General features: G+C 32.9%; 16 protein-coding genes. 5 read left to right on the plus strand and 11 right to left on the minus strand.

Features of this window, described 5'->3' with window-relative positions:
• The 4 genes from ERX46_RS06425 (at position 1) to ERX46_RS06440 (ending at position 3,491) form a co-directional block, all read left to right on the plus strand.
• Entirely contained in the window at positions 1-834 is an 834-nt protein-coding gene (locus ERX46_RS06425; protein WP_130093012.1) for a universal stress protein, read from the plus strand.
• Between the two features lie 6 nt (positions 835-840).
• Complete coding sequence (locus tag ERX46_RS06430) at positions 841-1,401, plus strand: YeeE/YedE family protein (RefSeq protein ID WP_130093013.1); 561 nt, start codon at positions 841-843, stop codon at positions 1,399-1,401.
• A 15-nt stretch (positions 1,402-1,416) separates the two neighbouring features.
• Complete coding sequence (locus ERX46_RS06435; protein ID WP_130093014.1) at positions 1,417-1,830, plus strand: DUF6691 family protein; 414 nt, start codon at positions 1,417-1,419, stop codon at positions 1,828-1,830.
• 251 nt (positions 1,831-2,081) lie between these two features.
• Positions 2,082-3,491: a hypothetical protein gene (locus ERX46_RS06440; RefSeq protein ID WP_130093015.1), complete on the plus strand. Its 1,410-nt coding sequence runs from the start codon at positions 2,082-2,084 to the stop codon at positions 3,489-3,491.
• A gap of 209 nt (positions 3,492-3,700) precedes the next feature.
• Here ERX46_RS06440 and ERX46_RS06445 read toward each other — a convergent pair whose 3' ends face one another.
• The 11 genes from ERX46_RS06445 to ERX46_RS06495 all read right to left on the minus strand — a co-directional run bounded on the left by ERX46_RS06445 (position 3,701) and on the right by ERX46_RS06495 (position 20,462).
• Complete coding sequence (locus tag ERX46_RS06445; protein WP_130093016.1) at positions 3,701-5,230, minus strand: PAS domain-containing sensor histidine kinase; 1,530 nt, start codon at positions 5,228-5,230, stop codon at positions 3,701-3,703.
• A 64-nt stretch (positions 5,231-5,294) separates the two neighbouring features.
• Entirely contained in the window at positions 5,295-6,821 is a 1,527-nt protein-coding gene (locus ERX46_RS06450; protein ID WP_130093017.1) for a PAS domain-containing sensor histidine kinase, read from the minus strand.
• 256 nt (positions 6,822-7,077) lie between these two features.
• Positions 7,078-8,616: a histidine kinase dimerization/phosphoacceptor domain -containing protein gene (locus ERX46_RS06455; protein WP_130093018.1), complete on the minus strand. Its 1,539-nt coding sequence runs from the start codon at positions 8,614-8,616 to the stop codon at positions 7,078-7,080.
• Positions 8,617-9,701: 1,085 nt separating this feature from the next.
• Positions 9,702-11,228 (minus strand): PAS domain-containing sensor histidine kinase, encoded by a 1,527-nt coding sequence (locus ERX46_RS06460; RefSeq protein WP_130093019.1) that lies wholly within the window; start codon positions 11,226-11,228, stop codon positions 9,702-9,704.
• A 257-nt stretch (positions 11,229-11,485) separates the two neighbouring features.
• Positions 11,486-12,913 (minus strand): PAS domain-containing sensor histidine kinase, encoded by a 1,428-nt coding sequence (locus ERX46_RS06465; protein ID WP_130093020.1) that lies wholly within the window; start codon positions 12,911-12,913, stop codon positions 11,486-11,488.
• 72 nt (positions 12,914-12,985) lie between these two features.
• Positions 12,986-14,506, minus strand: coding sequence for a PAS domain-containing sensor histidine kinase (locus tag ERX46_RS06470; RefSeq protein ID WP_130093021.1), 1,521 nt, complete (start codon positions 14,504-14,506; stop codon positions 12,986-12,988).
• Positions 14,507-14,629: 123 nt separating this feature from the next.
• Positions 14,630-16,162 (minus strand): histidine kinase dimerization/phosphoacceptor domain -containing protein, encoded by a 1,533-nt coding sequence (locus ERX46_RS06475; protein WP_165366171.1) that lies wholly within the window; start codon positions 16,160-16,162, stop codon positions 14,630-14,632.
• 142 nt (positions 16,163-16,304) lie between these two features.
• Positions 16,305-17,843 carry a PAS domain-containing sensor histidine kinase gene (locus ERX46_RS06480; RefSeq protein ID WP_130093023.1) on the minus strand — a complete coding sequence of 513 codons (1,539 nt, stop codon included), beginning with the start codon at positions 17,841-17,843 and terminating at the stop codon, positions 16,305-16,307.
• Between the two features lie 84 nt (positions 17,844-17,927).
• Positions 17,928-19,160: a M16 family metallopeptidase gene (locus ERX46_RS06485; protein ID WP_130093024.1), complete on the minus strand. Its 1,233-nt coding sequence runs from the start codon at positions 19,158-19,160 to the stop codon at positions 17,928-17,930.
• A gap of 9 nt (positions 19,161-19,169) precedes the next feature.
• A complete protein-coding gene (gene pdxH / locus ERX46_RS06490) occupies positions 19,170-19,829 on the minus strand; it encodes a pyridoxamine 5'-phosphate oxidase (RefSeq protein ID WP_130093025.1) in 660 nt (219 codons plus the stop codon).
• A 3-nt stretch (positions 19,830-19,832) separates the two neighbouring features.
• Positions 19,833-20,462, minus strand: a complete 630-nt coding sequence (locus ERX46_RS06495) for a DUF4494 domain-containing protein (RefSeq protein ID WP_130093026.1) — start codon at positions 20,460-20,462, stop codon at positions 19,833-19,835.
• A 661-nt stretch (positions 20,463-21,123) separates the two neighbouring features.
• On the opposite strand from ERX46_RS06495, the gene ERX46_RS06500 reads away from it, so the two are divergent.
• Entirely contained in the window at positions 21,124-21,585 is a 462-nt protein-coding gene (locus tag ERX46_RS06500; RefSeq protein WP_130093027.1) for a transposase, read from the plus strand.
• The last annotated feature ends 343 nt before the right edge of the window (positions 21,586-21,928 follow it).

A 21,928-nucleotide genomic window follows, 5' to 3' on the forward strand; every position in this document is an offset into this window, starting at 1 on the left:
ATGGAGGAGGTGACAAAAATTAAGGTTTTAATTCCAACAGATTTTTCAATCGAAGCGGAATATGCTTTTATGATGGTGAACAACCTATCGAAAAAGGCAAACATGGAAATTACTTTTCTTCATGTTTTAAATGTTCCTGATACTGTTACTTTGGGAATGGACAATGTGATCAATACATGTGGAGAAATTGATGCGAATTTTGTTGAAATTCAACGCAATATGGCAGCTGTAAAACTCACTGAACTTCAACAAAAACATGAAGGTGTTAAGTCTGAGCTTATTTTTGGACATACTGCAACAGGGATTATCCAATTTGCAGAGGAAAATAATTTTGACCTCATCGCACTAGGAACCAAAGGAACTTCAGGATTAGCAGAAAGATTTATTGGTAGTAATGCTCAATTAATTGCCAGAAAATCAAATGTTCCTGTAATGACTTTGATGTGTGACCGTTCAGGATTAGAATTAAAAGATATTCTTTTGGTTCATAATTTTGAGGAAAATGAACCTCAGAAATTGAATTTGGTCAAAACATTTATCAAAGCTTTTGGTACGAAACTCCATTTCTTGCAAATCACGACCAGGGATGACAATGAGGAAAACATCAGAGAAAGCATGGCTATTTTCGCTCAAAAAAATGGTTTTGTGAACTATGAAATGCATGTCATCCGAGATAAAAATATCGAGGAAGGAATTAAGCATTTTACAGAGGAAGAAAACATGGATATTATCTGTATCGGAACACACGGAAAAGGTGGTATATTTCACAAAAGTGCAACTGAAACATTGATAAACCACCTTTACAAACCTATTATTTCATACAAAATTAAATAGAAAAAAATGTTATATTTTTTAATGCAACCTTGGCCATGGTGGTTCTCAGGGCTTATACTCGCGTTCATAATGTTCCTGCTATTGTTCTTCGGGAATTCATTTGGATTCTCAGCAAACTTACGCACAATATGCTCGATTGGTGGAGCAGGAAAACGAGTAAAATTCTTTGATTTCGATTGGAAAAAACAAACTTGGAATCTCGTATTCCTTGTTGGAGCAATATTAGGAGGGTATATTACCAGTGAATTTTTAAGTAATCCTGATCAAGCAGTAGCAATTTCAGAAAATACAATTAAAGATTTAGGAGCACTTGGTTTCGCTGCTCCAACTTCTATTCAACCTGCTGAACTATTTGCCTTCGAAGCGATATTCACACTCAAAGGATTTTTAATTCTTGCTTTCGGTGGATTGTTAGTTGGTTTCGGTGCAAGATACGCTGGTGGATGTACATCAGGACACGCAATCAGTGGTTTGGCTGACCTTCAACTTCCTTCTTTGATAGCAGTTGTAGGATTCTTTATCGGTGGATTAATCATGACATTCGGAATATTCCCACTTATTTTTTAAAAATTACAGAGAGAGATGAAGTTTATAAAATATTTAATAGTGGGAGCACTATTCGGAATCGTAATGTCAAAATCAGAAGCTATTTCTTGGTACAGAATTCAAGAAATGTTCAGATTTCAAGCATTTCACATGTACGGAATTATTGGAGTTGCAGTAGTTACTTCGGCAATTATAGTAGCGCTGATTAAGAAGTTCAAAATACGTGACATGGCAGGAAATCCTATTCTTTTTTATCCTAAAAACAAATCAACTGCAAGATACTTGATTGGAGGAATCCTTTTCGGATTAGGTTGGGCATTAAGTGGCGCTTGCCCTGGGCCAATGGTCGTAAATATCGGATATGGATTTATGTCGTTTGGTGTAATCTTCATATTTGCACTTTTAGGAACATTCCTTTATGGAGTAGTGAAAGATAAAATACCACATTAGGTAATTGACAATTTATAATTGATAATTGATAATTATTGGGTGGTAATTGTTGTTTGGTAAAGACTAGATTGTTGTCAAAAACTTATTGCAATCTATATCAATTAACTACAAAAAAGGGATTCCTCTATTTTTTAAAATCAATGGTTTAAAAAAATAGAGGAATGACAGGATCAGAGAGGATATTTGGAGGAAGAGAAACGACTGAAATCTCTTTTTAAAATAAAACAAAAGCGAGTAAAATGATAATAAACATGAGTATTAAGCTTCAAAATTTAATTATTCACGTGATTATTTTACTCGCTTTTGCATTTCCTTTTCAGGGTTTTGGACAGGATGATTCACTGGTAAAATCAAAAGGTTTGCGTGACTTTCTAAAGAAAGGCGAATTAAACTTTCTTTCTAAAACTCAGTTAATGTCAACGGTAAACGAAGGAGCAGGAAATGACTTTTTCGCTTTAGGAACAGGGATTGGAGCATTTTACAAAACTCCATCTTTTCATGGATTTCAAGTTAAAGCAGGAGCATTCATGACTTTCAATTTGGCGGGTTACAACTTGGTGAATTCAACTACAAATAAATGGAATAACACCCGTTATGAAAAGGCACTTTATGACATAAAGGATCCAAGTAATAAATACAACTTAGGTGCTTTGGATGAACTTTATTTAGCTTATACATTCAAAAAGTTAAGTTTTAAAGTGGGTCGTCAAATTCATGAAACACCTTTATTAAACAAGAACTACAATCGTTTTCGTCCAAACATCTTTCAAGGTTTATCGGCAAAATACGAAAACAAAAAATTGACATTTTCTGCAGCTTGGTTTATCTCTGAAGCCATTCGTGGAACGATGAATACTTATTCAACCGCTAACTCTTTTGGAGTTTATAGTGAAGGTTGGAATCCAGATGGTTCAAAAAACGATTACCACGGACATATCAAAACTTTAGGAACAGGAGTTTTTGGCGTGAAATACAAACACAAGAATACGTCAGCTATTAAATGGGAATCCCAAGCTTGGAATTATCTTGGAGAAAATGTTTTCAATCTTACTTTCGTACAATCTGATTTTAAAATAAAACACAAGAAAACTGAATTCCTTTTTGGAGTGCAGGGCTTATATCAAACAGCCTTAAACAATGGAGGGAATCCCAATCCAACTCACGCCTATATCTTAAATGAGGAAAGTACTTATGCTGTTGGAGGAAAAGTAGGCGTAAAATTCATTCAGCAGCATGAAATAAGCCTAAACTACTTTGGCATTTCGGATGAAGGACGCTATTTATTTCCAAGAGAATGGGGACGCGAACAGTTTTATGCAAGTCAAACTACAGAGTTATTTGAAGGGTATGGAGGTTTAAATGCTTATGTTTTTAGATATGAATATTCATCAAAAAACAAGCGCCATTCTACAAAACTTAGTGCTGGAATTATCGATCAACCAGACATTCAAAATCTACGGTTAAATAAATATGGATTAGATAATTATTATCATTTCCTAGCCCAATACAAACACCAATTTGGCAAATACTTTGAAGGATTGAGCATGCGATTTATTGTTACTTACAAAAAGGAAATGAACCCTGGAAGCATGACGAGTTCTCAAAAAATAAACAAAGTGGATATGATGCATTTCAATTTGACATTAAACTACTTTTTATAATTCACAATTGATAATTGATAATTATGTTTCTCAATCGTTATCTAGAGAAGCTAATCATTTTATTATGACACAAACAGCAAATTTGTTAAGCCAAAAAACTACGTAAAAGATCATTCGCAAATTTCTTAAAAACTTGTTTTTAAAAATTTACTTCAGGATGACGTGGGTTGCGTGGGGATGTCAAAATTCGGATGGGGAAAATAAATTAACTAAACTTTCCGATTTTTCTTATTTCTAAAAGTCAATTTAAAAACTGTTCCCTTGGTATTCTCCAACTGTTCAATTTCACCATCAATTTGTTCCACTAAACTATTGATTAATAAAACACCTAAGCTTTCCCCAGCGAAATCTAAAACATTCTTCATACTGTTGCATCCGTTATCACCTATAGTAAGTTCAAGCTTATCATCATCCAAGGCCTCTATAGCTGAGAAAATATTGATGTTTCCTAAATCATCTGCTCCATGTTTGATAGAATTCGTTACCACTTCATTAATTAACAATCCTAGTGGAATAGCAGTATCTAGGTTCACATGGATTGAGTCAATATCCAATGAGAACGAAATAGATTTATCTTGGGTAGAAAATGATCTTGATAAGTCTTCTATGAGCTTATTCAAATACATTCCAAATTCAATCTTATCCAATTCTTCCGACAGATAAAACATTTCATGAATGACAGCCATTGATTGTATTCTATTTTTACTGTCTTCATATAACCTAAGCAATTCTTTTTGATCACTATTTCTTCCTGCTTGCAGTGAAAGTAGACTCGATATAATTTGTAAGTTGTTTTTTACTCTGTGGTGAATTTCTCTTAACAATAATTCCTTTTCACTCAGATCACTTAACAACCCTTTTTCAACTAACTTAGACTTTGTTATATCTCTTGCTGTACAATAACCTAAATCTGTTTCAGGATCAATTCTCGCTCTCCAACTCAAATAAACCACCTCTCCAGATTTTTTAATGTACCGATTCTCAAAAACCAAAGAATCATCACTCTTATCCACCTCAACGACAGCACCGTAAGAACCTTCAACATCATCGGGATGTATGATATTCAAGTAAGAACGTGAGAGCAACTCCTCCTCTGTATACCCTAAAAGCTTAACCCAAGCTGGGCTTACTTTTAAAAAATAGGTATCCAAGTGAGTAATACAATGCAAATCACTAGACATACTAAAGAAATTGTTCAATCCACTTTTACCGCTTATTTCATCTGTAACATCAATAACGTCACCCTCAACACCTATTAATTCTCCATTATCATCCAGTAACGGAAAAGATGTAAAAGATAGCTGTTTCTTTTCGCCAGAGGGTGTAATTATGGTCTGACTCATTACATTACTCTCTTCTTCACCATGAAAAATTTCAAGTATTTCGGGAAAACGCACGATAGTTTTTTCATCAATACTAGACAAATAAAACTCAAGTAAAGTTCCCCGATAATCTTTTGGATAATCAAAGATTCGGAAGGTTTCAGGAGACCATTCTAAAATACTATAGTCATGATAGTAAGCCCAATTACCAATTTTTGAGTATTCCTCATTCTTTTGAGCCTTACGTTCTCTAGCTTTTTTATTAATATTCGAAGTCTTTAACGTTTTCTTATCAAGAACTATTTTCACATGCTCTTCGACTTTAAAACGAAACATTTCAATCATTTCCTTAAGATCAAATTGCTTACCTACCGTAAGTTTTGATTCTTTATAAATTTTATTCCGCCTATCTTTCATGAGGTGCTATTCTTTATATATGCAATTTAGGGTAAGTTATTCTTGTGTTATTAAGAACTGTCTATCATGGACTTATACTTGGTCTATTCTTAAAAAACAATTTAAAAGTGGTTCCAACATCACTATCCAATTGCTCAATTTCACCATCAATTTGCTCCACTAAACTATTGATTAATAAAACACCTAGACTATTTCCTTCATTACTTAAAATATCCTTCTGCGTGTTTATTCCTTTATCCCCTATCGTGAACTCAACTAAACCTTCTTCTGATTTTTTGATAACAACAAAAATATTGACATTTCCGAATTCATCTTCCCCATGCTTGATAGAGTTCGTAACCATTTCATTGATCAACAAACCAAGTGGTATTGCTGTATCTAAATTCAAGTAAACTTTTACTGCATCAAATGAAAAATCTATAATTTTGTTCTTTGAAGTAAAAGCTTTTGATAAATCACCTACAAGTTTTTTCGTGTAAGTACAAAATTCAATCTTATCTAATTCATCAGATTGATAGAACATTTCATGAATAGCAGCCATAGATTGAATTCTATTTTTACTGTCATCATAGAGTTCTGTTAACTGCTCATGCTCACTATTTGCGCCCGCTTGAAGTGAGAGTAAGCTGGAGATAATTTGTAAGTTATTTTTTACTCTGTGGTGAATTTCTCTTAACAATAATTCTTTTTCACTTAAATCATTTAACAACGAATCTTTAACCAACTTAGTTTCGGTAATATCTCGAGCAGTACAATACGCCAAATTAGTTTCTTCATCTATTTGAGAATTCCAACTCAGATAAACAATTTCACCAGATTTAGTCAGGTATCTATTTTCAAATGTTGACATCAGTTCTGCGTCTTCCAACTTGTCATATACAACAGCGGACTTTTCGACATCATCAGGATGTACAAAATCTAAGAAGGAATTTGAAATCAACTCCTTTTCTGAATACCCAAGAAGTTTGCTCCAAGACGGACTCACTTTAACAAAATGGTGGTCCATATGAACAATACAATGCAGATCATGAGATAAATTGAAAAAATTATCTAATCCTTTATTGCCAGTAATATGAGAAGTCAAATCTTTTATATAGCCCTCAACGCCTATTATATCACCTTTTTTATCAAGAATAGGAGTTGAAACACAAGATAAATTTTTGGTGTTCCCGTTTGGCGTGTGAATGGTATGATTGATCATCACATCATTATAACTGGTTTTTAGCTTTTCTACTTGTGTAGGAAGTAAATTTGTTGTTCTTTCATCTATACATTCAAGGTAGAATTCATTCAATGAACCTTTATAATCTTCTGGATATTCAAAAATTTTATAGGCCTCTTCCGACCATTCCATTACGTTGGTTTCAAAAATATATTTCCATCTCCCCTGATTAGAAAAGTCTTCAGAATTCTGAATAAGCTTCTCATTCAACCCTACTTTAAATTCATTTAATTCTAGTTCATTCAAAAAGCTTACTGAAGCCGAATCTACAGCCTTCAGTTCAAACTGTTGGGATTGGACTTTCATCTCTAACAACCTTGCCTCAGTCTTCTTTATTTCTTGAAGCAATTTCTGATGTTCGTTTTTCATTAGATTTAAGTTTCGAGAAGCATATTTTACTAACTCTTCACTAAAAGTAGAAAAATTTTGTAATTATCGCAAGGTAGAGAGACAAAGTTTATAGATAAAAAAATTGAGTAAGTCTCTTATTGATTGCAATTTAAGAATATATATACAATTCAATAGTAGCCAAATAATAACCTTCAATCAATTAAATAAGCTTTTCCCGTTATATCTAAAAGTTTAGAAATATTATTAATGTTTACTTTCTAAAATTCATAATTATCTAAATTTCTCTATTCAATCGGTTCTTAAAAATCAATTTAAATACAGTTCCTTCAAAATTATTCAACTGTTCAATTTCTCCATCAATCTGATCTACCAAGCTATTAATCAACAAAATCCCCAAGCCCTCCTCATCGGAATTTAAAATATCATCCAGACTATTTACTCCATGATCACCTATTAAGAGTTGTAAACTACCTTCTTTCAAAACGTCCAAAGTCGCAAAAACCTTAACATTTCCTTTAGTATCGCATCCATGTTTAATTGAATTTGTCACAACTTCATTGACCAATAAACCCAATGGAATGGCAGTATCTAAATTTACATAAATAGGATCTGCAACAATATTAAAATCAATAACCTTGTTGCTTGAAGAAAAGGACCTTGATAAGTCGGCGATTAGTTTATTCATATATAATCCAAAGTCAATCTTATCGATTTCATCAGATTGGTAGAACATTTCGTGAATGGCTGCCATAGACTGAATCCTGTTTTGGCTGTCCTGATAAAGTTCAGACAAATGTTTTTCATCGCCATTTATTTTAGACTGTAAAGACAATAAACTTGAAATAATTTGAAGGTTATTTTTTACACGATGATGAATTTCACGCAATAACAATTCCTTTTCGCTCAAATCACTGAGCAGCTTCTCTTTTGCTAATTTTGACTCTGTGACATCTCTAGCTGAGCAATAAATTAATTCTGTTTCTGTATCTACTTGTGAATTCCAGTTAAGATAAACCACTTCTCCTGACTTCTTTATGTAACGATTCTCAAATTTAAGTGTAGAACCCTCAACGTATATTACATCAACTACTGTTTGCGTATCAACAATATCGTCAGGATGTATAAATTCCTCATAAGATTGTGTAAGCAGTTCTTTTTCTGTATACCCTAGAAGTTTGCTCCATGAGGGACTCACTTTCAAAAAATAACGGTCTTTGTGCACGATACAATGTAAGTCATGAGATAAATTAAAGAATTTATCTAACCCATTTTTACCTGTGATTTTATCAGATAAATCCTTAACCAAACCTTCAACCGCAATAACCTCACCTGCATCATTTTTTATAGGTGATGAAGAAAATGAGAGTAATTTTTTATTTCCTAAAGGGGTTGTTATCGATTGATTAATAACGTTGTCCTCACCTTCTCCAGTTAGTATTGTAGAAATTTTTAAGAGACGACTAGCTGTTTCATCATCTATACATGACATATAAAACTCCATCAAACTTCCTTGAAAGTCATCAGGATATTCAAAAATCTTATACGTTTCATCGGACCATTCAACGGTTTTACTTTCAAAATAATATATCCAACGTCCAACATTAAAAAACTCTTCCGTTTTTTGAAAAAGTTGTTCTTTTTCTTCCAGTTTCGCTCGTATATTTTGAACATCTCCTTTGTTCAAAATAGAATTAGATTCTATTATATTATTTTGAATTGAAAAGTCTAATTTTAAAGCATTTCTCCTGAGCTCTGCTAAATTAATTTCAGCATTTTCAATTTCAATATTTATTTTTTTGAGTTCGTCTTTCATTAATTGTTTATTTCTAGAGCTTAGCAGTTACGGGACACTTAAAGATAAATAAATAATGTAAAGTTTGTTGTATTAAAGGAAATATTAAAAAATGATTCCCAAAATTGACATTTGAATTAAGATGAAAACACTTTGAAGTTCGTTTTAATTTAATTGGGTTACCCATTTAAGTCGCAGTATCTCAGAGACCATCGACCATACAATAAACACCTATTAATTAACGCATTAAAAAGATCCTTCAATCCAAAAAAAATCATTTTTTTTTTATAGATTATCAGGATGACGATTGTGTGGGTTGTACGATCAAAAAGCGGATGGCCACATTAATCATTGTCATCCTAAAGCGAAAACATGAAAATTTGTTTTTGTGTTTTGCGAAGAATCTCTTTTACTTGTTGAATAACAAGCTAAATATTATCAAATAACTTATAAATAGATACTCTTGTAAGGTTCTAGTTAAATTAAGTTTTTGGGCTACCAATATAGGTCGTTAATCCCTAGTTTTAACGATGTGCTTTTTCAATAATACAGCCGATAATCGCATTAATTAATTTTATCTAGAGTTAAACTTTAGCAAAAAGGAAGAAGGGATTCCTCAGTTGTTAAAATCTAAGATTTTCTCAACTATCGGAATGACAGTTCGTAGAGAAGTCTTTGGGGTAAAATTTGCTCAAGCTTCGCTTGAGCAAATTTTACCCCACCCAAGCCAACGAAAACCTGTCATTCCGATGGAGTGAAACGACGAGGAATCTCTTTTTAAATAATTACGACCTTTATTGGTAGCCCAATTAAGTTTAATAAATAATTTTGCGATTTAAAGGGGTAGCCGCTTAATTTAACAAGTATTTCGTTAATCAAATCAAACATTAAACACTTGTAATCAAACTATTACTAAACTGAACCACTAAGGACTAAAAGTACCTTATGTTCAAATGAGAATAAATTCTGTAGTTATCAAATATTTAGATGTTAGACCAAAGACAAAAAGTATAACATCTAAACTCTATTGTTCGATATAAAAATTTTTAGAAGCTAAAGCCAGAAGCACTAAGTGCATAGTTTTAACTATTTCTGAGACCAATAAATTAAGACGTGCTGTTAATAGCATCAGAAAAAATCATTTGAAAAGTTGTTCCACCACAATTATTCATTTGTTTGATTTCGCCATCAATTTGATCGACCAAACTATTGATTAGTAATACACCTAAACTTTCGTCTGAAGAACTCAAAACATTTTTGATACCATTTACACCAGTATCTCCAATCGTAAGCTGAAGTTTACCATCTGAAAGCGATCTCATTTTTACAAAAATTAATACATTACCCTCTTTATCCCCTCCATGTTTAATTGAATTTGTAACCACCTCATTTATGATCAATCCTAAAGGAATAGCATTATCTAAATTCAAATATACCGGCTCTGCTTCGATAGTGAAGTTTACAGCGTTTTCGGCAGATGCAAAAGAGATGGATAAATCATTGATCAGTTTTTTCATGTATTTACCAAATTCAATTTTATCCAATTGCTCCGATTGATAGAACATCTCATGAATTGCAGCCATTGATTTAATTCTGCTTTGACTGTCCTGATAAAGCTTAAGCAACCTTTCTTCGTCCCTATTTGCTCCTGCCTGCAAGGACAAAAGGCTAGAGATAATTTGAAGGTTGTTTTTTACCCTGTGGTGAATTTCTCTTAATAATAACTCCTTACCACTCAAATCACTTAATAACTCATCTTTTTCTAGCGTCGATTTAGTAATATTTCTAGCGGTACAATATAGTAATTTGGTTTCTTTGTCTATTTTGGAGTTCCAACTTAAAAAAACAGTCTCACCTGATTTTGAAATATAGCGATTTTCAAATGTAGTTGTAGAATCCCAATTGTCAACGTCTTCTGGCGAAATAGTTGATTTTTTGACATCCTCGGGATGAATGAAATCAATAAATGAACGAGACAGAAGTTCTTTTTCTGTATAGCCTAAAAGTTCTGTCCATGCAGGACTTACCTTTATAAAATACATATCCAAGTGTAAAATACAATGCAAGTCCATAGACAAATCAAAAAACTTTTCTAAACCTTTTGAACCTGTAATTTTATCAGAAATATCCATCGTTAAACCCTCAATTCCGATTATCTCACCAGCATTATTATGAATAGGATTTGAAGTAAAGGAAAGAAGCTTTTTATTGCCTAGCGGTGTAGTTATAACTTGATTCATTATTGAATTCTTAGGCGGATTTTTCAATAAATCTGATTGTTCTTTTAGCCTAGCAGCTGTTTTATAATCAACACAAGTCATATAAAACTCTAGCACTGTACCCTCAAAATTTTCGGGATATTCGAATATCTTATACATTTCATCCGACCATTCTAAAACATCAAAATTATAACTCCATCTCCCTATTTTCAGGAACTTCTCTTTTTCTTGAATTGACTTTTCTTTTTCCGAAACTTTAAATTGAATATCAGCTAATTCTTCACTTTTAGAATCAGAGAGGACTTCATTATCAAAAACAAAAGAGTCTTGCTCTATCAATTTCTTCTTTATCGAGGATAGTTTCGCTTCTGTTTTTTCTATTTCAAGAATTGACTTTTTGAGTTCTTCTCTCATGGAATGATGGTTTCTTTATCTTTATGTAAAATAGGGTGTTACTAGCAAATATAAAAATAAATACAATTAAAACTATGAACGCTGAGTAAATTTGGTGTGAATATATTTTTTAGGTTTTAGAAGAAACTAAACAAGTAAATTCCTGATTAACGATGTTTAAAGGATACTTTTCACAACAAGAATAATGGTTCTTTAGAATACTAAATACATTGGTTAACTAGGTATTATATATTTAGGTTTCACTGAAAAATTTTAGCTTACGGTTTTATCTTAGGTTTATCGGAGAATATAAATTGAAAAGTTGTACCTCCACAGTTTTCCATTTGTTCTATCTCTCCATCAATTTGTTCTACCAAACTATTGATAAGCAAAACACCTAAGCTTTCATCAGAAGTATTTAAAACATTTTTGACACTATTTACACCTGTGTCTCCAATCGTTAAAAGTAGCTTACCATATCCAATAGACTTCATTTTAATGAATATTGTTACATTCCCATCTTCGTTTCCACCATGTTTAATTGAATTTGTGACGACTTCGTTAATTATTAATCCCAATGGAATTGCAGTGTCTAAATTCACATAAACAGGTTCCACATCCATAGAAAACTCAATCATTTTGTCGCGAGAAATAAAAGTGTTGGATAAATCTCCAATGAGTTTTTCAATATATTTCCCAAATTCAATCTTATCTAATTGTTCTGACTGATAAAACATCTCGTGAATTGCAGCCATCGATTTAATTCTGTTCTGACTGTCTTGATAAAGTTTTACCAAGTGCTTCTCCTCACTATTAGCTCCTGATTGCAAGGACAGTAAACTAGAAACAATTTGAAGATTGTTTTTTACCCTGTGGTGAATTTCTCTGAGCAATAAATCTTTACTGCTCAACTCACTAAGCAGCTCACTTTGCGCTAACTTTGATTTTGTAATGTCTCTAGCTGTGCAGTAAGCTAATTGCGTCTCATCATCCATTTTGGCACTCCAACTTAAATGAAAAATTTCACCCGATTTGGAAATATATCTATTTTCATAAATGGATGGAAGACCATCACTTTCAAATTCATTGATTTTTAATTCTGAATCTTTTAGATCACCCGGATGAATAAAATCAAGAAAAGAACGAGAAAGCATTTCTTTTTCTGTATATCCTAAAAGTTCTGTCCAAGCCGGACTAACTCTTAGAAAGTATCTATCCATATGAACTATGCAATGTAATTCTGTGGATAAGTTAAAGAAATTATCTAATCCCTTTTTACCTGCAATTTGTTCTGTGATGTCTTTTACAAACCCTTCAACACCTATAATCTCATTATTTAAATTACAAATCGGTGTAGAGTTAAAAGTCAACAGTTTTGTTTTACCAGTAGGGGTATGAATCGTGTGGTTCATCACTTGGGGAGACATAGAATTTTGCAGTTTTTGAACTTGTTCTGGAAGACGATCAAAAGTTATTTCGTCTAAACTGTCTTTATAAAAGTCAGTCAAAGCTCCAGCGTAATCGGCAGGATAATCAAACATTTTATATGTCTCATCCGACCATTCTAGCAACTTACTTCCAAATATATAGGACCACCGCCCTATTTTAGAAAACTCTTCTGCTTTCTGAAGAAGGATTTCCTTTTCGGCTAATTTAGCCTCTGCAACCTCTATTTCTTTTAGTAATCTTTGTAGCTCCCTCTCCATCAACCGTTAATTATTAGTCCCCTACAAAGTTTATAAAAAAATAAGACTTTCGCTTTGCATTAGCGTTTTTATTTAAAAGACAGATCTATCGGAGAAAATAAATTGAAAAGTTGTACCTTCAGAATTATCCATTTGTTTTATTTCACCATCAATTTGCTCTACCAAACTATTAATGAGTAAAACACCTAAACTTTCATCAGAACTATTTAAAACATTTTTGACACTATTTACGCCAGTATCTCCAATTGTCATAAGCAGCCTACCGCCTTCAATCGTTTCCATTTTAATTAATATTTTTACATTTCCTTTTTCATCTCCACCGTGTTTGATAGAATTCGTGACGACTTCGTTAATTATTAATCCCAACGGAATTGCAGTATCTAAATTCACATAAACAGGTTCAACATTCATAGAAAACTTAATTGAATTATCTTTGGTTGAAAAAGTATTAGATAAATCATCAATGAGTTTTTTAATGTATTTTCCAAATTCAATTTTATCTAACTGTTCTGATTGATAAAACATCTCGTGAATTGCAGCCATTGATTTAATTCGGTTTTGACAGTCTTGGTAAAGTTTCACCAAGTGCTTCTCCTTACTATTGGCTCCTGATTGAAGGGACAATAAACTAGAAATAATTTGAAGATTGTTTTTTACCCTGTGGTGAATTTCTCTGAGTAATAAATCTTTACTGCTCAATTTACTAAGCAGTTCATCTTGTTCTTTCTTTGATTTTGTTATGTCAATAACAGTACAATAAGCAATATGAGTTTCTCTATCTAACCTTGTGTTCCAGCTTAAATGAACCACCTCTCCTGATTTTTTAATATATCGATTTTCGAAAGATCTAGTTGAGTCCCAATTTTCGATAATATTGCTTGTGATTGTAGATTCTTCTCTATCATCCGGATGAATGAAATCAAGAAATGAATGAGAGAGAAGTTCCTTCTCAGAATATCCTAAAAGAGTTGACCATGCAGGACTAACCTTTACAAAATACATGTCCAAGTGAACAATACAATGTAAATCATAAGACAAATTAAAAAAGTTTTCTAAACCATTTATTCCTACGATATTTTCAGAGATATCTTTTACAAGTCCTTCGACTCCTATGATCTCATCTGCATCATTAAAAATAGGTGCTGATGAAAAGGTGAGTAGCTTTTTATTTCCTGAAGGAGTGATAATAGTTTGATTCATTACTCGCCCTTCATGTGAGAGTTTCAACAATCGACCTTGTTCTTCAAGTCGAGACAGTGTGATTTCATCGATACAGGACAAATAATAATCTTGTAATGTTCCCTTAAAATCTTCAGGATATTCAAATATCCTATAGGTTTCAGCAGACCATTCCATAGTTTCAAAATCAAAACTCCATCGCCCAACATTAGAAAACTTTTCTGTTTCTTCAATTACTTTTTCTTTCTCTTCTAATATGTTTTTATAAAAAGTTTCATCATTCAATGCAGCGTCAAGACTTTCTTTAGTATAAAAAATAGGTGATTTAAGATCTATAACTTTTTCCTTGAGTTCCGCGAGTTTTAATTCTGCATTCTCTAGGACTAGATTTAGCTTTTTAAGTTCGTATCTCATGAGATTCTAGTTTGATTAACAATACTAATTATTGTTGTCACTCAAGCTATGAATAAATTTCGCCCGAAACTAAATAATTGTCTTTTTTTTTACAAAAACGATACTTTATTTTTAAAAAACTGTTTAAGACTTGATGTTCAATTTATCTGAAAAAATCAACTGAAAGGTTGTTCCTCCACAGTTATTCATTTGTTCTATTTTTCCATCAATTTGATCTACTAAACTATTAATAAGCAGTACACCTAAAGTTTCATCTGAAGAATCCAAAACATTTTTGATCCCATTTACACCTGTGTCTCCAATTGTAAGTTGAAGTTTATCATCCAAAAATGTTTTCATCTTGACAAAAATCCTCACATTCCCAGCTGCATCACCTCCGTGTTTAATAGAATTCGTAACCACTTCATTAATTATCAGTCCCAACGGTATTGCATTGTCCAAATTGACATAAACTGTTTCAGCATCAACTGTAAAATCAATTGTATATTCTTCGGATGCAAATGTGTTGATCAAATCTCCAATGAGTTTCTCCATGTACTTGCCAAATTCAATTTTATCTAACTGTTCTGACTGATAAAACATCTCATGAATTGCGGCCATCGATTTAATTCTGCTTTGACTGTCTTGATAAAGCTTCACCAAGTGTTTCTCCTCACTATTAGCGCCTGATTGTAAAGACAATAAACTAGAAATAATTTGAAGATTGTTTTTTACCCTGTGGTGAATTTCTCTGAGCAATAAATCCTTACTGCTTAAGTCACTGAGCAATTGATCTTGTGCCATTTGTGATTTGGTAATGTCTCTAGCAGTACAGTAAAGCAATTGTGTTTCAGGATCAAGTTGAGAATTCCAACTGATCAAAACTGTTTCACCTGATTTAGTAATATATCTGTTCTCAAACTGATAAACTGAAGTAATACCATCGAAAACTTCAATTTTCTCATATGTTTTATGGACATCATCTGGATGAATAAATTCCATATATGACTTAGACAATAACTCCTCCTCAGTATAACCTAGAAGCTTTACCCATGAAGGACTAACCTTTAAGAAAAAACGATCAAAACTTGCAATACAATGTAAATCACAGGACAAATTAAAGAAGTTATCTAAACCATTTTTACCCGTTATTCTATTCGTAATATCTTTAACAAGTCCTTCAATTCCAACGATCTCTCCTGATTTATTCAGAATGGGATTCGTAGTAAAAGTAAGTAGCTTTTTATTGCCTAAAGGTGTAATTATGACCTGATTCCTGACAGAGTTTTCACGTGATTGTCTCCTTAATCTACCCTGTTCTTTCAACCGAGCCGCAGTTTTCTCGTCAACACAAGACATATAAAACTCCCTTAATGTACCTTTATAATCTTCAGGATATTCAAATATTCTATAGGTTTCAGCAGACCACTCCAGATTATCAAAATCAAAACTCCATCTTCCAATTTTAAAGAAACTCTCCGTATCTTCAATCAGCTTGTCTTTCTCTTCTATTCTGTGCTGAATTTCATTTAAATCGTCATTATTAAAATTAGAATCAGAAAACTCTTTATCAACTTCAATGAAAGACTTAAGTTCAAAAACCTTCTTTCTAAAAGAGGATAATTTTGTTTCTGTTTTCTCTATTTCAAGAATTAAAAGGTCGAGTTCTGTGTTCATGGAGTTTCGAATAACGCACATAATTTTAGTAGTCATTAAAAATATGAAAATTATTCAACCAAAAACGAGTAAAAGCACTTTTTATCAAGATAGAATTATCTTATGCTACTTATCACTTCATTATAAAACATTTGACTTTAAATTATAATTTACGATTGAGTCTATTTTTAAAAATCAATTTAAAGACAGTTCCTTCATAATTCTTAAGCTGTTCAATTTCTCCATCAACTTGTTCTACCAGGCTATTGATCAACAAAACGCCCAAACTACCTCCTGTTTGATTCAAAATATCATCCTGACTTTGAACTCCATTATCTCCTATAATAAGTTGAAGTCTGTTATCATTTAAAACGACCATATCAATAAATATTCTGACGTTTCCTTCAATATCTCCCCCATGTTTAATAGAGTTAGTAACCACTTCATTAATCAGTAATCCTAATGGAATAGCAGTATCCAAATTCACATAAACAGGTTCAACATTCAAATTAAAATCGATTGTTTTATTCAACGAATTAAAAGATCTTGATAAATCTCCGGTAAGTTTATCCATGTATTTATTAAAATCAATTTTATCTAACTCATCAGATTGATAAAACATTTCATGAATTGCAGCCATCGATTTAATCCTATTTTGACTGTCTTCATAAAGCTTATTCAAGTGCTTTTCTTCACTGTTTGCACCAGCTTGCAATGACAATAAGCTCGATATAATTTGAAGATTGTTTTTTACCCTGTGATGAATTTCACGCAATAACAATTCCTTTTCACTTAAATCACTTAGCAATTCATCTTGTGCTATTTTAGATTGAGTAATGTCTCTAGCGGTACAATAAGCCAGTTGGGTTTCCTCATCCAAGCGTGAATGCCAACTTAAGTAAACAACATTACCTGACTTAGTAAGATAGCGATTCTCAAAAGAAGTTATCGCACCTTGAACATCCAAATCATGAATTGATGAAACAGTTATATTCATATCATCTGGATGAACCAATTCCATAAAAGAACGAGAAAGCAATTCTTTCTCAGAATATCCTAAAAGCTTTGTCCATGAAGGACTCACCTTTAAAAAATGTCTATCCATGTGTACAATACAATGCAGATCGAAAGACAAATTAAAAAAGTTATCTAAGCCATTCTTTCCTGTAACTTTATCAGATAAGTCTTTGACAAGACCTTCCAAAGCAACAATTTCTCCCGCGTCACTATATATTGGTGTTGATGAAAATGATAACAGTTTTTTATTTCCCAAAGGTGTTACTATGGTCTGATTTATCACCCTATTTTCGTCTGCTCCGATAAATATTCCTCCCATTTCAGATAATCGACGAACTGTTTCATCATCAATACACGACATATAAAACTCCATTAAACTTCCTTTATAATTATCTGGATATTCAAAGATTTTATACGTTTCATCAGACCATTCAACAGACTTGTCTTCGAAATAATAAATCCAACGTCCGACATTAAAGAACTCTTCCGTTTTTTGAAAAAGCTTTTCTTTCTCTTCTAACCTTACCTTAATTCTTTGGGAATCTTCAGTATTACTGGAAATATTTAGGTTACCCTCTTTTTTTTTGTTTGAGGAATTAAGTTGTAAGGCTGTTCTTTTAAGCTCCAACAATTTAGCTTCAGTATTTTCTATTTCAAGATTTATTTTTGTGAGTTCACTTCTCATAAAATGATTATTTCTAAAGCCTTCTGTTATCAGACTCACAATAAAAGTAAGAAAATCAAGGGAATAGTATTGTATAGTAGAAAACTATTTTACACTAAAAATCAAACTTGATATTTGAGAAGCCGTTAAAAATTCCTTTGCAATCGCTTGAATTTCTTCTGGAGTTATACTCTCAATAGCTTCATAAATCTCTGCCAAAGTATCAATTTGATTAAAAACCAATAAACTTTTCCCGAAATTCAACATCACTCCTCCATTGCTGTCCATTCCCAAAGCGAAGTGACCTTTCATTTGTTGCTTGGCCTTCTTTAGCTGATTATCTGTTAATGGTTCATCTATAAATCGCTGAATTTCTTTCTTGATTAATCGCGTGGTTTTCTTCTGATATTTTGGATCTGTTCCGGCATAAACATTCCAATATCCCACCTCTTCAAAAGGAGTGTAACTTGCTTCGATACTGTAAGTGTAGCCATATTTTTCACGAATCGAAAGTCCTAAACGAGAGTTTAAAGCTGGCCCGCCTAAAATATTAATCAATAATGTAAAAACACGTCTATTTGGATGATTGTATCCTGGCGCTCGACCACCAATCATAATATGTGATTGATAGTTAGCTTCTGCTTTTACAACATCAAATGGAACAAGTGGTTTGGGTTCAATTGGCTTACTCAATTCTTCACGGTGAGAGAATTGACCAAAGTCTTTGTTTAATTGTTTTAAAACTGCTTCTGGTTTTAAATTCCCAACAAAGGAAATTACCATGTTTTCTGGATAGAAGAACTTTTTTACATAACGTTCTAAGTCAGCTTTCGTAAAAGACTGAACAGATTCTACAGTTCCTAAAATGTTATTTCCAAGCGGATTATTTGGGAATAAATAAGATTCAAAATCATCAAATATTTGATCCGATGGACTGTCTAAATAAGAATTGATTTCATCTAAAACAACTTCCTTTTCTTTTTCGATTTCCTTTTCTGGGAAAGTAGAATTAAAGATGATATCTGCCAATAAATCAGATGCGCGTTTTAGGTGTTCTTTCGTAAATGAACTGTAAACACAAACCTCTTCTTTTGTGGTGTAAGCATTCAGCTCTCCACCTACAGAATCAAGTCTAGACAATACATGGAAAGCACGTCTATTCGTTGTTCCTTTAAAAATACAATGTTCTAAAAAATGAGCTAATCCTTCCTCGTTTTCTGATTCATATCTTGAACCAGCACGAACAGTAACTCCAAGATGCACTACAATTGACGGATCGTGTAAATAAACAACACGTAATCCATTGTCTAAATGATAAATAGTTGGTTCTACATTCATGAAATTACCTTAAGGATTGCGTCTTATTACTTTCCATTCTTTACTTTCAACGTCATTTTTCTCAAAACAAATCCTGTCATGCAAACGGCTGGGTCTACCTTGCCAAAACTCAATAGTTGTTGGTCTGATTAAATATCCACCCCAAAAAGGAGGTCGCGGAACAACTTGGTTTTCAAAACGCTTTTCAATCTTTTTGTATTCTTCATCAAGCGTTTCTCTATCTGCAATAACATTACTTTGGCGAGAAGCCCAAGCACCCAACTGACTTGGTCTTGGACGCGAATCAAAATAGTCATCAGACATAAATTCTGGTGCTTTTTCAACAATTCCTTGCACACGAATTTGACGTGACAATTCATCCCAATAAAACAATGCTGAAATCTGCGGGTTCTCTTCTAAATCACTCCCTTTTTTACTTTCGTAATTGGTATAAAATATCAAACCTTCCTCCAGCAATTCTTTCATATAAACAACACGAGAAGAAGGCATTAAATCCTCCCCCACCGTGCTTATTATCATAGAGTTTGGAGAAATACATTGTTTTTCAAAAGCTTCTTGATACCATTTTGTAAATAATTTCATTGGATCAATACTTTTTAGTCTGTCATCCAATTTCCCCTGATCAAAATCAGAGTGATCATTACGTAAAATATCAAGAAATTCTTTCATTATTTATTTCGTTTCGTCTTCAAAACTTACATCATTCTCTTCTTCGTCATACTCTTCTTCAGACTCCACCTCTTCTTCATCAGAAGATTCGTAATCATCTTGCTCTTCATCTTCTTCATCAGAACTTGAAGGAGCAGCAGATCTTGGTGTATTCACAATTTCTTCACCTTCTTCTAGTGGACGTCTTCCGATTTCCACATCCAAATCTGGGTTGTATGGCAATACCTCAACAATTGGCGTCAACATAATTGAAGGCACTTCAAAAGTTACCGTCATATCGCTCAAACTCTCTTGAATACGTTCATAAGCTTGTTTTACATTAGCTGCTGTAACCAAAAAGTTGCTTGTGATTTTTTTCTCTTTTCCTTCGTCACCATCAATAGAAACGTAAGTTAATTTACATTTGTACCAATCTTCAGAATCATCGTAATAGAAAATATCTGCGTATTCTGTTTTTGTAATCCCTGTAATCAAAAATTCTCCAGTCACACTTTGACCAATTTCTTCATACATACGTGCTTCTGCATCAGTGAATGATACTGAATCTACCAAATAAGGCTCAGTCACACGCTTCAAACGTCCGTCTTCTAGCTGTTTGGTGTATTTTACCTTTACCGTAAACCAATTATTCATAGCTCTATTTTAATTTTTTAAAGTACTCTTTTTAATACCTTTTATTCCATAAAAAAGGAATTGAGATAAGACCAACAAAGTTAGTAGAAATTAAAGTTTTTATCGAAAATATATGTGAGTAATTTTGAGAAAGCGTTGCCAAAGAATGTTATATCTGTTTTTAGACCAAAACGTTGATAAAAATGAAGATTAGTAAAATTGATAATTGTCGATTAATATGGAGGTGCCCCAGACTATTCTCGCCGCTTCGCTTTTAAGAATGTCTGGGTCGGGTCATCCACTGTATCTCTGACAAAACAGTCAGAGGATGCCGTTTCTACCCCTCACCTGAAAAGATATATTCCCTAAATCAAAAACCACAATCCTACGCTTGAAGTAGCAACTCATCTCAACCCAACGGCAACGCCTAGAGTTATCGACATCACAACCCCACGCTCTGAAGGAGCAACTCACCTCAACCCAACGACAGCGTCTTGGGATCGCCCTGAGGGGCAGCCGCCCATCCTAACCAACCTCCATTACTCCGTAATCTAAACCAGTGAAACACAGAGATAGAACCAAATAAAAATCATCTAATATATAAAAACAACAATAAAAATAAAAAATGTTTGTAATCTCTAATAATTCTATCTAACTTAGAATGAACCATAAAATCAAAAATATGTCACAATCACTATCAAAATTATACGTACACATCGTATTCCACATCAAAAACAAAAAAGTAATAATGAGAAAGCAAGAACAAGACTCATTATATGCTTACATGGGATCTGTTATAAAAGATAACCAATCAATACCCATAAAAATTAATGGAGTTGATGACCATATTCACATCTTGTGTATACTATCCAAAAATGTTGCGCTCTCAAAACTTGTTGAAGAAATTAAACGACACAGCAGCAGATGGATAAAAACCCAAGATGACTATTATAAAAAATTTGCATGGCAAGGTGGATATGGAGGTTTTTCGGTTAGTCCATCAGTACTACAAAGAACAGAAAAGTACATAGAAAATCAAGAAGAACACCATAAAAAACAAGATACCAAAAAAGAGTTTATATTATTTTTAAATGAATATGGAATTGAATATGACGAACAATACATTTGGGAGAATGAAGATTAATTGAAGTATTCAGAAATAAATACTAATATAAGTTGCCCTTTCAGGGCGCAAAAAACATCTAACATTCAGCAGGATGCGCTGCATCCTGCTGAAATAAGCTGGACTTTCAGCCCGTATAAATCATCATATTCAAGAACCTTAATACTAACACCACAACCCCACGCCCTGAAGGAGCAACTCACCTCAACCCAATGACAACGCCTTGGGATTAGAACAATATAGCTATCAAGAACAACTCATTAACATCAATTCGCATCACCTAGGCAAACATCACAACCCCACGCTCTGAAGGAGCAACTCACCTCTTCAAGACCCCAATCCACCATCCTATATGACAAAACAG

The organism is Brumimicrobium glaciale (assembly GCF_004152935.1).
In the GTDB taxonomy this organism is placed as follows: domain Bacteria; phylum Bacteroidota; class Bacteroidia; order Flavobacteriales_D; family Crocinitomicaceae; genus Brumimicrobium; species Brumimicrobium glaciale.